Here is a 15,108-nt window from a genome sequence, read left to right on the forward strand (position 1 = left end):
ATTGCGACCAAAGCAACGCGGATAACGGGCGGTTTACCATCAGTTTTTTGATGGGAAGCCTGGAGCTTCGACGAACAGCACTTGTCTCCGGCACGGGGCTGCGCGAAGCCAAGCCGATGGCGGACAGGCGCGATCTTACCCGGGGCTCGGTGTGCATCCAGCTCGTCCGGCTTGCGAGCCCGCTATCGATCGGCATCATTGCCATGTTTTCGGCGACCCTGGTCGACGCCTATTTTCTGGGGCAGCTGGGCACCCAGCCGCTGGCGGCGATCAGCTACGCCTTTCCGGTGGCATTTGCGATCATGAGCCTCGCCATCGGCCTGGCCGCCGGAACGGGCTCGCTATTGTCGCGGGCAATCGGCAAGGGGGATCGCAGCCGGATCGTCAGCCTGACCACGCATAGCCTAGTACTGGCGGCGATCACGGGTGTGGTTGTCGCCTGTATCGGAACCATGACGATACGGCCCCTTTTCCTTTTGATCGGCGCGGAAGGCGGCGTGCTGGACGATATCGTCGCCTATATGCGCATCTGGTATTGTGCATTGCCGCTGCTTGTCCTGTCGCAGGTCGGGGCAAGTATCCTGCGCGCCAATGGCGATTCCCTCGTCCCCAGCGCGCTGATGGTAGCGACGGCAGTCGTGGGGATCGCTCTAGACCCGATATTGATCTTTGGCGGGTTCGGCATCGAAGCCATGGGCATGGAAGGCGCGGCATGGGCCAATTTCTGTGCGCGGACCGTTATGCCGCTCGTGATCATACCGGTTCTCCTGTTTCGTGACCGCCTGATCAATCTCAAACGCACGAGTTGGGATGAGGTGCTGAGCAGTTGGCGGGAAATTGGCCGGATCGGGATCGCGGCGGCGCTGGGCAATGCCGTCAATCCTGCGGCTATCGGCGTCGCTACCGCAATCGTCGCCGTTTACGGCGATCAGGTTGTGGCAGGCTTCGGCGTTGCCGGCCGTCTGGAGAGCTTCGCGGTTGTCCCGATGCTGGCGCTGTCCGGGTCCATAGGGCCACTCGCCGGTCAGAATTGGGGCGCTAAGAAGTATGAACGTATCCGTTCGGCGATCCGCTTCAGTTTTCTGGCCTGTTTCGCCTGGAGCGCCATTGTTGCAATCGGATTCTGGGTGGGTGCCGGCTGGCTGGCCGGACAGTTCAGCGATTCGCCGATCGTGGTGGAGGAGGTATCCTGGTATCTCTGGATCGTCCCGATAACCTTTGCAGGTTATGGCGTGACCATCGTCGCCGCCGGCGCGTTCAACGCCCTCGGGAGGCCGATGCTCGGCCTGGGCCTGTATCTGGTGCGCTCGCTGCTGTTCTACATTCCGATCACTCTTGTCGCGACGCAGTTTTTTGACACGACGGGCGTTTATGCGGGCATCGCGATTGCCAATCTGTTGGCCGGTCTGGTGATCCTGTGGCTCAGCTTGCGCTGGCTGAACGGGATGATCGAACGCGAGCGACAGCTTGGCTAGCCGTTTGACAGCACGCCATGCTTTTTCTTGCCTGCCGAAATGCGCACCGGGGCGGTTCCGACCGAGATTACCGTTCCGAGATCGCTGACCTGTTCGCCGTCGATCCTGGCCCCGCCGCCTTTAACGAGGCGCTTTGCCTCTCCCTTCGATGCAACCAGCTCCAGGCCGACCAGCGCTTCGACAAGGCCGATATCGCCAGTCACGGCGAGTGTCGGAAGATCGTCTCCGGTCGCACCTTGTTCAAAGGTTTTCTGAGCCGTTTCGGCGGCGTCGCGCGCGGCCTCTTCCCCGTGGGCCATTGCCGTGGCCGCATCGGCGAGAACTTTTTTCGCATCGTTGATTTCCGCGCCGTCCAGCGCCGCGAGCCGGCTGATTTCACCAAGGTCGATATCGGTAAACAGGCGCAGGAATTTGCCGACATCGGCGTCCTGTGTGTTGCGCCAGAATTGCCAATAGTCATAGGGGCTGAGTCGGTCTGCATTGAGCCAGACCGCACCGCTCGTGGTCTTGCCCATTTTTCCACCATCGGCCGTAGTGATCAGCGGAGTGGTGATGCCGTACAGCTGCTTGCCGTCAATCCGCCGGGCCAGTTCAATCCCGTTGACGATATTACCCCATTGATCGGAGCCGCCGAGCTGTAACAGGCAATCCGCACGCCGCGACAGTTCCAGGAAATCATACGCCTGGAGGATCATATAATTGAATTCGAGAAAGCTCAGCGATTGTTCGCGATCCAGCCGCAGCCTAACCGAATCGAAGCTCAGCATCCGGTTGACGGAGAAATGCTGTCCGATCTCTCGCAGGAACGGAATATATTCGAGCGCATCCAGCCAGTTGGCATTGTCTACCATGATCGCATCGGTAGGGCCGTCGCCAAATGTCAGGAACCGGTCAAACACCCGTTTGATCGAGGAGATATTGTCGGCGATGGTATCCGCAGAAATCAGCTTGCGGGCCTCGTCCTTGAAACTCGGGTCGCCAATCTTGCTCGTCCCGCCGCCCATGAGCACGATCGGCTTGTGCCCGGCCTGTTGCAGGCGGCGCAGCATCATGATCTGGACGAGGCTGCCGACATGCAGTGAATCCGCCGTCGCATCGAACCCGATATAGCCGGGCACGACGTGCTTGGCCGCAAGCGAGTCCAGCCCTTCCGCATCGGTGAGCTGGTGGATATAGTCGCGCGCTTCAAGCAGGCGCAGCAGGTCGGATTGATATTCGGTCATGGCGGGGCCGTTAGCATGGAGAAACGGTCTTGGGGAGAGCATTAGACATGCATGCGCTGGTTGCGCATCCCGATACGCCGGCAAAGGCTGTCGAGAGCGTTGGTGTGCAGCTGGCACGGGGAGGCCCACGCGAGCTCTGGCTGGAGTTTCATGTTCGGTCCAGTGGAGCGTTGCTGTTGCCCGAGGAGAAAGCTCCGGTCCGGGCGGGCGGTTTGTGGCAAACGACCTGTTTCGAACTGTTCGTTCAGCCGGAAGGAGCGGAGCAGTATTGGGAGTTGAATTTCTCGCCCTCTTTTGAATGGGCCGCCTATCGGTTCGATCGATATCGGGAAGGTATGCGCGCGCTGCCGTTTCGCGATCCCGAGATATGGATTTCGTCGGCGGACAAACATTTTTTCCTGTCCATAGAGGCATTGCCCGAACTTCCGGCTTCCAACCTGCGACTGGGCGCGTCCGCCGTAATCGAAGAAAATGACGGCACAAAATCCTTTTGGGCGCTTGGTCATCCGCCCGGAAAACCCGATTTTCACCATAAGGATTGCTTTGCGCTCCAACTCCCGGCAGCTGAGCTGTCATGAAATTCGGAATCGATCGCCTCATAAAAGACAAATGCCTTCGTGCACCGCTGGAAGGGAAGCGCGTAGCGTTGCTCGCGCATCCGGCCTCCGTCACCGAAGACCTTACCCATTCGCTGGATGCGCTCGTCGTTGCTGACGGTATCGATGTGACCGCCGCCTTTGGACCGCAGCACGGGCTGCGCGGCGACAAGCAGGACAATATGATCGAATCGCCGGACTATACCGATCCAGCGCACGGCATTCCGGTGTTCAGCCTGTACGGCGAAGTCCGCCGACCGACCGGCCAGTCGATGGGGACTTTCGACACGGTGCTGATCGATCTGCAGGACCTGGGCTGTCGCATCTACACCTTCATCACGACGCTGCGCTACATGCTCGAAGCAGCGGCGGAGCATGGCAAAGCGGTGTGGGTGCTGGACCGGCCCAATCCGGCGGGCCGCCCGGTTGAGGGACTGACCCTGCGTGAACGCTGGGAGAGTTTTGTCGGGGCGGGGCCGATGCCGATGCGGCACGGGCTAACGCTGGGCGAGATGGGGCATTGGTTTGTCGACACGCTCAAGCTCGATGTCGACTACCGGGTCATCGAGATGGAGGGCTGGCAGCCGGGTACCGGACCCGGCTTTGGCTGGCCGCTGAACGAACGTCTCTGGGTTAACCCCAGCCCCAATGCCCCGAACCTTTCCATGGCGCGCTCCTACGCGGGAACGGTGATGCTGGAGGGCACAACCCTGAGCGAAGGCAGGGGGACGACACGACCGCTGGAAATTTTCGGCGCGCCCGATATCGATGCACGCGCCGTGCTGACCGAGATGGAGCGCCTCGCGCCCGATTGGCTGAGCGGCTGCGCATTGCGCGAAATCTGGTTCGAACCGACCTTTCACAAGCATGCAGGTACGCTCTGTCACGGCGTTCATATCCATCCCGAAGGCCGTTTTTACGATCATGAGGCGTTCAGGCCCTGGCGGCTCCAGGCGCTGGGTTTCAAGGCAATCCGGCAGCTTTATCCGGATTATGAACTGTGGCGGGGCAAGGATTTCGCCTATGAATATACCGAGGATGTGCTCGCCATAGACGTGATCAACGGCAGCCCGCTGCTGCGCGAATGGGTTGACGATCGAGTGGCCGAGCCGGGCGATCTCGATGCGCTGACCATGCCTGACGAAGCCGCATGGGTGGAGCAGCGTATCTCCTGCTTGTGCTAATGACGAATGCCTGCCGGTTCAGGTTCGAGCAATTGCGGTCCGTGCAGGCTGGGCCGATGGTAAACGCAAAGCCCGCCATCATCGTATCGGCCCTCATCCTGGCAGTCGCGCCGAATACTGCATTTGCCGATACTCGGGAGAGTGAAGACGCCGGGGCCGTTCACCGCCTGTCTCCGGAAGAAATGGCGGAGATCACTGCGTCGAGCGCAGAACCGCGCATCGATGCGGAGGCATTGCTGGAGAACGATTCGGACGCTGAGTCGACTGGCCGTATCCAGAGTGTAATCGGTTTTGGAATCGGCACGAACGGTTATCGCGAACTGAGCGCATCGACCCTAATTCCGATCGGAAAAGAAGGTTTCCTTTCACTTGGCTTTGGCCATTTCGAAGACAATCTGCAGCGTCGCTACCGTTATCGACGCGGCTACCATTTCTAGGTCCGCTGAAACGGGATCATCGTTAGACTACTGCGCCCACTAACGACCCAATTCCAGCCGTCGCCGCCATTGCGAGCGCTCCCCAGAACAGAACACGGACCGTAGCCGGCCAGAGCGCCGCGCCTCCCGCCCGTGCTCCCGTTGCGCCGAGCATGGCCAGTGCAATGAGCGAGGCGAGTGCGACCAGCCAGATCATCGAGGATATCGGCGCGAGAAGGGCTGTGATAACGGGGACGGCAGCGCCTGCCGTGAATGCCGCCGCAGAGGTCAGCGCCGCCTGGATCGGCCGCGCCTGCGTGATTTCCGAGATACCGAGTTCGTCTCTCGCATGCGCACCGAGAGCATCCTTTTCCATCAGCTGGGTCGCAACGATGTCTGCCGTGGCCTTGTCGAGACCACGTTGTCGGTAGATCGCGGCGAGCTCGGCATGTTCGGCAAGCGGAGCGGTTTCGAGTTCCCATTTCTCGCGCGCAAGATCTGCGCGCTCGGCATCGGATTGCGAACTGACGGAAACATATTCGCCTGCCGCCATCGACATAGCACCGGCAACCAGCCCAGCCAGCCCGGCAACCAAAATCTCTTCGCGTCCGGCAGAGGCCGCCGCGACGCCGATAACCAGACTTGCCGTCGAGACGATGCCGTCATTGGCTCCCAGTACGGCGGCGCGCAGCCAGCCGATCCGTGCGACCACATGACGTTCGAAATGGAGACGGGTCATGTTTACGCTTTCCGCGTCAGTTCGCGCATTGCGTCATCCAGCCCGTCCAGCGTCAGGCCGTACATCCGGTCGTTCATCAGTTCGCGGATCACCTTGGTACTCTGGGAATAGCCCCATTGCGCTTCCGGTACGGGGTTGAGCCAGGCCGCGGCGGGATAGGTATTGGTCAGCCGGTGCATCCAGACCGCACCCGCTTCCTCGTTGAAATGCTCGACCGAACCGCCCGGATGGGTGATCTCATAGGGGCTCATTGATGCATCGCCGATAAAGATCAGTTTATAGTCATGCCCGAACTTGTGAAGCACGTCCCAGGTCGGTGTGCGTTCAGAGAATCTCCGGCGGTTGTCCTTCCAGAGACCTTCGTACGGGCAGTTATGGAAATAGAAGAATTCGAGATTCTTGAACTCGCTGGTCGCCGCGCTGAACAGTTCTTCGCACAGCTTGATATGAGGATCCATTGACCCGCCGACATCGAGGAACAGCAGCACTTTGATCGCGTTGCGGCGCTCGGCGCGCATATGAATGTCGAGCCAGCCCTTGCGCGCCGTGCCGTCGATGGTCGAGCGGATATCGAGCTCATCCTGCGCGCCGTCCCGCGCGAATTTGCGCAGGCGCCGGAGTGCGACCTTGATGTTTCGCGTCCCCAGTTCCTTCGTGTGATCCAGATTCTGGAATTCACGTTTTTCCCAGACTTTGACAGCCTTACCATGTTTGCCCTTGCCGCCGATCCGTACGCCTTCGGGGTTATAACCGCTATGGCCATAGGGAGAGGTTCCGCCAGTGCCGATCCATTTGTTGCCGCCCTCATGGCGTTCCTTCTGCTCCTCAAGCCGTTCCTTCAACGTCTCCATAATCTCTTCCCAGGAACCCATTTTCTCGATGGCCGCCATCTCTTCCTCGGAGAGATATTTTTCGGCAACCGCGCGCAGCCAGTCTTCGGGAAGCTCGACGGCTTCGTCTCCATAGGTTGTTTCAATGCCTTTGAAGACCTTGGCGAACACCTGGTCGAACCGGTCGAGCAGGCCTTCGTCTTTCACAAAGGTCGCGCGGGCGAGGAAATAGAATTCCTCGGGCGTCTTCCGGATTACGTCCTTGTCGAGCGCGTCGAGCAGCGTGAGATGCTCTTTCAGGCTGGCCTGGATACCGGCGGAACGGAGTTCGTCGACAAAGGAGAAAAACATGGGGCTATCGGTGCTCCGTACGATTATGCTTTACGTTAACGGCAATCATGGCAGATTGTTGGCTTCGATGAAACAGGACATTTGGACAGGAGAGCGGCAGGATGACCGATTTTGCGGAAAAGCATGTGCTGGTGACGGGTGGAAGCCAGGGAATCGGGCTGGCGACGGCTCATGCCTTCGTTGAAGCCGGAGCAATCGTGACGATAACCGGCACCCGCGAATCCCCGTCCGACTATGATGATGACCTGTCCGCCTTCGCCTATATCCAGTGCCAGATGAGCGAACCGGCCCAGCGAGCGGCGTTATGCGATGGTATCAGGGCGCTTGATGTGCTCGTCAACAATGCCGGCCAGTCCGGTGGGCCAGATGAATTCGAACTGTCGACATTCATGAGGACGGTCGAGATCAACATGATTGCCGTGCATGACCTGTCCGAACGCTTGCTGCCGCTGCTGAGCGCGGGGCAGGGCGGTGCGGTGGTCAATATCGGCTCCTGCGCGTCATTCCTCAGCTATCCCAAGGCCCCCGCCTATACCGCCAGCAAGGCAGGGCTTCTGGGCCTTACGCGCGCGCAGGGCGATGCCTGGGCTGCGCAGGGCGTGCGCTCCAACATGGTCGCGCCGGGATTTGTCAGTACGCGGCTGACTGCCGGTGTTGAGCAGAATGAAAGTCTCAAGGGTAAGCTTCTGCGCACGGTTCCGATGCGCCGCTTCGCCGAGCCGTCCGAAATCGCCTCCGTGATCCTGTTCTTGGCGTCAGACGCGGCCAGCTATGTGACGGGCCAGTCGCTGATCGTCGATGGCGGGCTGGTGCTGCACTAGGATTGCTCCGGTTTCTCGGCGCGATTGACCAGCGCAACCAGCACAAAAGAAATAATCATCAACAGATACCAACTGCCTAACTTGGCAAAGCTGACCATTTCCCAGCCATCCTGTTGCCCCGGATAGGTCCATGCCCGCGCGAAGGTGCCGAGATTTTCAGCGAACCAGATGAAGAGCGCGACCAGCAGCCAGCCGAAAAGGAGGGGCATGCGCCGCCTGACTTTCCAGGGTCTGAAAAACACCCGGCAACGCCAGAAGAGCATGGCCGTTATGCCGAACAACAGCCAGCGAATGTCGGCCAACCAATGATGGGCGAAGAAATTCACGTAAATCGCTGTGGCCAGTCCGTAGCTTGCCCAATGTGACGGGTAGTGGCTGAAACGGAAATCGAATATCCGCCAGATACGGGCGATATAGCTACCGACGGCGGCATACATGAAGCCGGAAAAGAGAGGGACATCGCCTATCCTGAGCAGGCTGCTTTCAGGATATATCCAGGAGCCATTGGCCGTCTTGAACAGTTCCATGATCGTTCCCACGACATGGAAAGCGAGAATGACCTTGGCCTCGCCCAGGGTTTCCAGTCGAAAGGCGAGCATTGCGATCTGGATCGCCAAGGCCGCCAGCGTCAGAAAATCATAGCGGGCGAGGGCGGCGTCCAGCGGATAGAAAAGATAGGTGCCAACGAGCAGCGCCAGCATCAGTCCGCCGAACAGGCAGGCCCAGGCCTGTTTCAGCCCGAACAACAGGAATTCGTAGATCCAGCGCTGCCATGGCCGGGCGAAGTCGACCGTTTCGAGCCGGGCCCTGATGCGCGCGAAGCGGGTGCGGTCGGTTTGGAAGCGTGGCACCGGAATCGCCTACACCAATCGGCCATTCGCGCGAAGGCGGGAATCCAGAGTCAGATTTGGTGCCGCCGACCGTCCGGGACTCCCGCCTTCGCGGGCATGGCGAAGGGCCTAGGCTCCCTCGCGCCGGCTCATAAAGGCGAGGCGTTCAAAGAGCATCACATCCTGCTCGTTCTTGAGCAGCGCACCGTGGAGCGGCGGGATGAGTTTCTTGGGATCGCGCGAAGTCAGCACGTCGAGCGGCATATCCTCGTGCAGGAGCAGCTTGAGCCAGTCGAGCAGTTCGCTCGTGCTCGGCTTCTTCTTGAGGCCCGGCACGTCGCGAACTTCGTAGAAGATATCCATCGCCTTGGAGACGAGCATCTTCTGGATATCCGGGAAGTGCACATCGATGATTTCCTGCATCGTCTCGCGATCGGGGAATTTGATATAATGGAAGAAGCAGCGGCGCAGGAATGCGTCCGGCAGCTCTTTCTCGTTGTTGGATGTGATGACGACGATCGGGCGCTCTCTGGCGACGATCTGTTCCTTCGTCTCATAAACAAAGAACTCCATGCGATCGAGTTCCTGGAGAAGATCGTTCGGGAATTCGATGTCCGCCTTGTCGATCTCGTCGATCAACAGCACGGGAAGCTGTTCGCTGGTGAAGGCCTCCCAAAGCTTACCCTTGCGGATATAGTTGGAGATATCATGGACCCGCTCGTCGCCAAGCTGGCCATCGCGCAGCCGCGCAACCGCATCATATTCGTACAGGCCCTGCTGCGCCTTGGTGGTCGATTTGACGTTCCATTCGATCAGCGGAGCCTCGATCGCCTTGGCGATTTCATGGGCCAAGACCGTTTTGCCGGTTCCGGGTTCGCCCTTGACGAGCAGCGGGCGGCGCAGCGTGACAGCCGCGTTGACGGCCACCTTCAAATCGTCGGTGGCAACATAATCCTTGGTTCCGTCAAAACGCACGTGCGGTCCTTCCTTCATGTTTGCATAAAAGGCCCGACAAGGGGCCTTTCCGTAAACGTCAAGTTGTTACCGATAAGCGGATGGATTGTGCGTTGCAACCTTAGCCTGTGCCGCATCTCGAATTTTGCGCAGGTTTTGGAGTTGGCCTACCACATGTCTCGGGCGGCAACGCGGGCTTCAAGCAGATTCCACAACCCGCGATGCTGGGCAAGGATCTGTTCCGCGCCAAACGCGACGGCGCGCTGGATTGCCGGATTTTCGCCGAACGTGTCGGCCAGTGCCAGCGTGTCGCTGGCGACGGGCAGGGCGGAGCGCGGGGCTTCGATATCGAGCTTTTCGGCAGCAGCAAGGAGGACAGCGCGGATTTCCTGCCAGTCGAGGACCAGCGCCATGGCGGCACCAAGCGCGCATCCGGTCCTTTCCGATCGGGCTAGCGTTTCGATGGCGTGGCGCTGGCTGAGCACGGCGGCCTCGCTTTTGTCGTGGCCAGGCGTGCTCGGAAGCGGGCCTGCTGCGACGGTGAGTTGGGAAAGGAATAGGCGCTCGCGGCCAAAGCCCTGCTCGGCCTGCTCCAGCCAGGTGCGGGCTTCCGGCAGCGCGGTCTTTAGCGAGGCCAGTTCGACAACACCCGGATTATGACCATGCAATATGCCGAGATAATGGACTGCATCGGCAAGATTGCGTGCGGCGTCGACATCGCTGTTGAGCTGAGCGCTCGATACATAGCGGTGGCCGGCCGACCCATCGCGTTCGATCAGCGCGGGCAGGCTCTCAACGAGGCTGTTGTGTCCAGCGGTTTTCGCCACGCCGTGCATCATTTCATTCTTCCCTTTGACCCGCGACAAACAGAGTTGCCGCTCTATGCAGGCCCCTGTCATAGGCAGTGCGCGTAAAGACCGGGTTTAAATGGCGTTAGGGTAGAATTGACGGAGGTTAAGACGCAGACATCGCTGTGTCCCTAAGCGGGAAACCGGGCAGCAATACACCGCCCGGTTATTCTCAGACTCTTCCTATTGATCCAGGAAGCTGCGCATTTTCCGGCTGCGGCTCGGATGCTTGAGCTTGCGAAGCGCTTTTGCTTCGATCTGCCGGATACGTTCGCGGGTCACGCTGAACTGCTGGCCGACTTCCTCGAGCGTGTGATCGGTGTTCATGCCGATGCCGAAGCGCATGCGAAGCACGCGTTCTTCACGCGGGGTGAGGCTGGCAAGTACCCGCGTCACGGTTTCCTTGAGGTTTGACTGGATCGCGGCGTCGACCGGGATGATCGCATTCTTGTCCTCGATGAAATCGCCGAGATGCGAATCTTCCTCGTCGCCGATCGGCGTTTCAAGGGAGATCGGTTCCTTGGCGATCTTCATCACCTTGCGCACTTTTTCGAGCGGCATGGAGAGGCGTTCGGCCATCTCTTCCGGCGTTGCTTCGCGGCCTTGCTCGTGCAGGAACTGGCGGCTCGTGCGGACCAGCTTGTTGATCGTCTCGATCATGTGGACCGGAATGCGGATGGTGCGCGCCTGATCGGCGATCGAGCGGGTGATCGCCTGGCGGATCCACCAAGTCGCATAGGTGCTGAATTTGTACCCGCGGCGATATTCGAATTTGTCGACGGCCTTCATCAGGCCGATATTGCCCTCCTGGATGAGGTCCAGGAATTGCAGCCCGCGGTTCGTATATTTCTTGGCGATGGAGATGACGAGGCGCAGATTCGCTTCTACCATTTCCTTCTTGGCGATCCGCGCTTCGCGCTCAGCCTTCTGCACCATGTTGACGATGCGCCGGAACTCGGTGAGCGAGGTGCCTGTTGCCTGGCTGATATCGGAAATTTCGGTGCGGATACGATCGACGGCTTCGGCTTCATTGTCCGCGAACTTCTTCCATTTCGCGTCGATCTTGGAGACTTTTTTGAGCCAGCCATCTTCAAGCTCGCGGCCGATATATTCTTCGAGGAACGACCGGCGCGGCACTTTGTGCCGTTCGGCGAGACGCAGCATTTGCCCACCAAGAGCGGTGAGACGGCGATTATAGCTGTAAAGCTGGTCGACCAGATATTCGATCTTCGTAGCGTGGAACTGTACGCTTTCAACTTCCGCCGTCAGCTCCTCGCGCAAATTCTGGTACCGGGTCTCCTGCGCCTTGGCGAACTCTTCGCCGCCGCCCAATGCGTCGAGCCGGCGTTCCTGCAGCTTCGAAAAGGTGCGATAGAGTTTCGTGATCTTGGCAAAGCGTTCGAGCGCGTCAGGCTTGAGCGCTTCTTCCATCTGGGCGAGCGAAAGCTGGTTGTCGTCTTCTTCTTCCTCGGCCTCGCGGCGGCGCTTGGCAGCGGCATCTTCGGTGCCGTCGGTTGCGGCATCGTCTTCATCGCCGTCGCCGCTATCGTCGTCGTCGAAATCTTCGTCGTCATCTTCCTTGATCGAAACGCCGGCCGTCTTTTCCGAAATTTCGCCGGAGTCGTCGTCATTTTCGACGTCTTCGAGCGACGGACCTTTGGTCAGCATCGCCTCAAGGTCGAGGATCTCGCGCAGCTGCATTTCTTCGTTATTCAATGCGTCCGACCATTCGATGATCGCGTTGAAAGTGATCGGGCTTTCGCACAGGCCCATGATCATCATGTCGCGTCCAGCTTCGATCCGCTTGGCGATGGCGATTTCGCCTTCGCGGCTGAGCAGTTCCACGGCGCCCATCTCGCGCAGATACATGCGCACGGGATCGTCGGTACGATCGCCGGTGGTCTTGGCTTTGACAGGCGTTTCGAGCGTTTTCTTCTCGTCGCCGTCAACGGCTTTGGGCGCGGCTTTGGCTTCCGCCGCCTCTTCTTCGCCGACATCTTCATTTTCGACGATATTGACGCCCATTTCGGACAGTGCGGACATCACGTCTTCGATCTGCTCGGAGGCCATCTTGTCCTGCGGAAGAGCCTCATTCAGCTCGTCATAGGTCAGATATCCGCGCTTCTTCGCTTTGGTGATCAGCTTTTTGATCGAAGCCTGGTTGAGATCGATAACCGGTGCGTCGCTATCGTCCTTGGTCACCGTTTTTGCTTTAGCCATGTAAACCCTTGCGTTCTTTGCCGCTATGCAGCGGCTTCCCCTAACAATTCCAACTCATCGTGCAAGCGTTGCTTTTCTTCCATCAGCCGCTTGCGCCGTTCGGATTCCCTGTTCCAGACTCCTTCGAAATCTTCGGAGTCCGCTGCCTGTTCCAGATTGGCTCGGACATGTTCCAGATTTTCGTCAAGTTCCTGACTGCGGGCGATAGTATCGATGGCGGCTTCCAAATCTCGTACCGCGATATCCGGGTCGGTCTTGCGATAGAAGAATGAAAAGCCAAGATCGCGCCAAGAATGTCTCTTTTCCGCCGATTCCAACTCCGCATCCGCCAATATGGTCTCGATCATGTCTTCATCAAGGTCTGGGCGCTCAAAAGCCGCGGTGACCAACAGATCGCGCCAGCGAGAGAGCAAGCCTTCGCCGATATGGAGGGACTGGATCTGATCGGCGCGCGATTGCACCACTGCCGGATAGCGCGACAGGCCGAGTAGAATGGCGCGGATATAGAGATCGAGACCTTGAAGCGCATTGCGCGCGCCGGTCGCGGCCAGCGCATCGCGGACAAAATCGACCTCTTTTTTCTTCCAGCCAAACGTATCCCAGAAACGGTCGCGGAATTCACGGCCAAATTCTTCACGCATCGCGGGATCACCGATTGCGCCGGCAAGTTCGTTCAGGCGTCGCTTGAGCTTGGCACGGGCCGTCGGGCTTCTGGCATCGATCTGGCCGGATTCGTAGTGCCACATAAAGGTGTCGAGGCTGAGCGGGTCGGCGAACTGCTTGCGTAAATCCCCTGTGCCGCCGGAACGGATGATATCGTCCGGATCCTGCCCGGGGGGCAAGTGGACGAAAGCGAGAGAGCGTTCGGGCTGAACAGCAGGCATTGCCCTTTCGACCGCCCGCATCGCCGCTTTCTGCCCGGCGGAATCTCCGTCGAAACACAGGATCGGCGCTTCGTCGATCCGCCAGAGCATCGCGAGCTGATGCTCGGTCAGCGCCGTACCGAGGGGCGCGACGGCTTCCTTGAAGCCAGCCTGATCGAGCGCGATGACATCCATCTGGCCTTCGACAACGATGATCCGCTTGGTATCACGGGCGGCGGGTGAAGCGCGATCGAAATTGTAGATCGTCCGGCCCTTGTCGAACAACGGCGTATCGGGCGAGTTCAGATATTTGGGTTTGCCGTCACCGATGATCCGCCCGCTAAAGGCAATCACACGCCCGCGCTGATCGCGGATCGGAAACATCAGCCGGCTGCGAAACCGGTCATAGGGGGAGCGTCCGGTTTCTTCCGGCACAGCAATAAGCCCAGCCTCGACCAGCTTGTCGCGGCCGAATTCCTTAAGCGCATCTTCGAGTTTCCCACGGGCATCCGGTGCATAACCCAGGCCAAAAGCTTGTTGGGTTTCTGCGCTGATACCACGCTGTTCAAGATAGGCACGCGTTTCCGCTCCGGCCGGGCTTTTCAGCTGATCGATATACCAGGTGGCCGCCGCTTCCATCACGTCGCGCAGCGAAGCCGACTTTTCCTGCCGTTCGCGCATCCGGGGGTCGGGCGCGGGAACCTGCATGCCTGCGCCATCGGCCAGTTCTTTTACCGCATCGATAAAGGGCAGGCCACGGGTTTCGGTGAGAAAGCGAATGGCATCGCCATGCGCGCCGCAGCCGAAACAGTGGTAGAAACCCTTTTCGTCGTTAACAGTGAAGGAGGGGGTCTTTTCCTTGTGGAAGGGGCAACAGGCTTTCCATTCCCGGCCGGCCTTCTGGAGTTTGGTGTGTTTACCGATGACGCTGGACAGCGTCGTACGCATGCGTAGCTCATCAAGAAAGGCAGGCGATAGAGACATGACCCTATTATAATCGGCCTAACCTATATGCGCCGAAAACTCAATCGCCGTGCCGGCGATTATTCACACACAGCCGCGATCTCTCCGCCTTCGCTGGGCATGGGGCCGGGGCCGGTTGCTTCCAGCCCGTCTGCGACGAAGCGATATTCACCTTCGGGACCGGTTGGCGGCTGTGTGGATTGCCAGAAAAACGTGATGGTTTCGCCCGTGCTCCAGCCGGATTCCTCAGGGAAGCTCCATGTGATCCGTCCATCCGCGCAGCTAATCGACGCGTTGAAACCGTCGGCAAGCACATCCTCGGCATCATAAACCGAATAGCCAGCAACCCCGGTAAATCCATGTGCAGGGAAGGAGAGGCCGAAGCTTGATGCGCTTTCCACAGGCTGCACCTGTTCGGGCATCGGGAAGGGCGGATCGTTGGGCCCGTCAAAGCCGGGCCGCACTTCGTGGATATAGGTGTAGATCGTGCCTTCTTCGGCGGTTTCCGGGTCGCATGGATCGACGCCATCGGGGCATTGGACGCGGCTTGCGATATCGCCAAGCGCCGTTTCATCGACAATCAGCGAAGCTTCCACTTCCGGGCCCAGCGGACCCTGAACTGTTCCGCCGAACGTCAGCGACGCGAAATCGGTCGGCGTTATGATGTGACTTGGCTCGGCAAGGGTCGCATCTTCCACAGGATCGACAGCCTCTTCGACCGGGCCGCCCGAACAGGCCGCGAGCATGAGGGGAAAAAGCAGAAAAGAAGCGGGGCGCATCAAATATCCTGAATTT

14 protein-coding genes are annotated in these 15,108 nt (G+C 59.3%); 5 read left to right on the forward strand and 9 right to left on the reverse strand.

What is annotated here, in order from left to right; all coding sequences use genetic code 11:
• The first annotated feature begins 50 nt into the window (after positions 1-50).
• A complete protein-coding gene (locus DFR46_RS02525) occupies positions 51-1,475 on the forward strand; it encodes an MATE family efflux transporter (protein ID WP_116235027.1) in 1,425 nt (474 codons plus the stop codon).
• Here the strand turns inward: DFR46_RS02525 and tyrS are convergent.
• Complete coding sequence (tyrS, locus tag DFR46_RS02530; protein WP_116235028.1) at positions 1,472-2,698, reverse strand: tyrosine--tRNA ligase; 1,227 nt, start codon at positions 2,696-2,698, stop codon at positions 1,472-1,474. The genes DFR46_RS02525 and tyrS overlap by 4 nt on opposite strands.
• A 47-nt stretch (positions 2,699-2,745) precedes the next feature.
• Between tyrS and DFR46_RS02535 the strand changes: the two genes are divergently transcribed.
• The 3 genes from DFR46_RS02535 to DFR46_RS02545 are packed head-to-tail and all read left to right on the forward strand — an operon-like array spanning position 2,746 to position 4,915.
• Entirely contained in the window at positions 2,746-3,276 is a 531-nt protein-coding gene (locus DFR46_RS02535) for a DOMON-like domain-containing protein (RefSeq protein ID WP_245953629.1), read from the forward strand.
• A complete protein-coding gene (locus DFR46_RS02540; RefSeq protein WP_116235029.1) occupies positions 3,273-4,478 on the forward strand; it encodes an exo-beta-N-acetylmuramidase NamZ family protein in 1,206 nt (401 codons plus the stop codon). Before DFR46_RS02535 ends, DFR46_RS02540 begins: the two co-directional genes overlap by 4 nt.
• A 56-nt stretch (positions 4,479-4,534) precedes the next feature.
• Positions 4,535-4,915, forward strand: coding sequence for a hypothetical protein (locus DFR46_RS02545; protein WP_147297600.1), 381 nt, complete (start codon positions 4,535-4,537; stop codon positions 4,913-4,915).
• Positions 4,916-4,937: 22 nt separating this feature from the next.
• Here the strand turns inward: DFR46_RS02545 and DFR46_RS02550 are convergent, their stop codons facing one another.
• Together DFR46_RS02550 and DFR46_RS02555 are read right to left on the reverse strand one after the other, a co-directional pair.
• Positions 4,938-5,633: a VIT1/CCC1 transporter family protein gene (locus tag DFR46_RS02550; protein ID WP_116235031.1), complete on the reverse strand. Its 696-nt coding sequence runs from the start codon at positions 5,631-5,633 to the stop codon at positions 4,938-4,940.
• Positions 5,634-5,635: 2 nt separating this feature from the next.
• A complete protein-coding gene (locus DFR46_RS02555; protein ID WP_116235032.1) occupies positions 5,636-6,814 on the reverse strand; it encodes a vWA domain-containing protein in 1,179 nt (392 codons plus the stop codon).
• Positions 6,815-6,915: 101 nt separating this feature from the next.
• Between DFR46_RS02555 and DFR46_RS02560 the strand changes: the two genes are divergently transcribed.
• On the forward strand, positions 6,916-7,635 hold the full coding sequence (locus DFR46_RS02560) for an SDR family NAD(P)-dependent oxidoreductase (protein WP_116235033.1): 720 nt from the start codon (positions 6,916-6,918) through the stop codon (positions 7,633-7,635).
• Here DFR46_RS02560 and DFR46_RS02565 read toward each other — a convergent pair.
• The 6 genes from DFR46_RS02565 to DFR46_RS02590 all read right to left on the reverse strand — a co-directional run bounded on the left by DFR46_RS02565 (position 7,632) and on the right by DFR46_RS02590 (position 15,092).
• On the reverse strand, positions 7,632-8,486 hold the full coding sequence (locus DFR46_RS02565) for a DUF817 domain-containing protein (RefSeq protein WP_245953631.1): 855 nt from the start codon (positions 8,484-8,486) through the stop codon (positions 7,632-7,634). The two genes, DFR46_RS02560 and DFR46_RS02565, sit on opposite strands and share 4 nt — an antisense overlap.
• A gap of 108 nt (positions 8,487-8,594) precedes the next feature.
• Entirely contained in the window at positions 8,595-9,440 is an 846-nt protein-coding gene (locus DFR46_RS02570; protein ID WP_116237106.1) for an AAA family ATPase, read from the reverse strand.
• Between the two features lie 146 nt (positions 9,441-9,586).
• Positions 9,587-10,258 (reverse strand): DUF6975 family protein, encoded by a 672-nt coding sequence (locus tag DFR46_RS02575; protein ID WP_116237107.1) that lies wholly within the window; start codon positions 10,256-10,258, stop codon positions 9,587-9,589.
• 192 nt (positions 10,259-10,450) lie between these two features.
• Positions 10,451-12,487, reverse strand: a complete 2,037-nt coding sequence (gene rpoD, locus DFR46_RS02580) for an RNA polymerase sigma factor RpoD (RefSeq protein WP_116235035.1) — start codon at positions 12,485-12,487, stop codon at positions 10,451-10,453.
• A 23-nt stretch (positions 12,488-12,510) separates the two neighbouring features.
• A complete protein-coding gene (dnaG, locus tag DFR46_RS02585; RefSeq protein WP_116235036.1) occupies positions 12,511-14,334 on the reverse strand; it encodes a DNA primase in 1,824 nt (607 codons plus the stop codon).
• A gap of 59 nt (positions 14,335-14,393) precedes the next feature.
• Entirely contained in the window at positions 14,394-15,092 is a 699-nt protein-coding gene (locus DFR46_RS02590; protein WP_116235037.1) for a hypothetical protein, read from the reverse strand.
• Between the last annotated feature and the right edge of the window lie 16 nt (positions 15,093-15,108).

This window comes from Parasphingopyxis lamellibrachiae (assembly GCF_003385775.1).
Lineage (GTDB): Bacteria > Pseudomonadota > Alphaproteobacteria > Sphingomonadales > Sphingomonadaceae > Parasphingopyxis > Parasphingopyxis lamellibrachiae.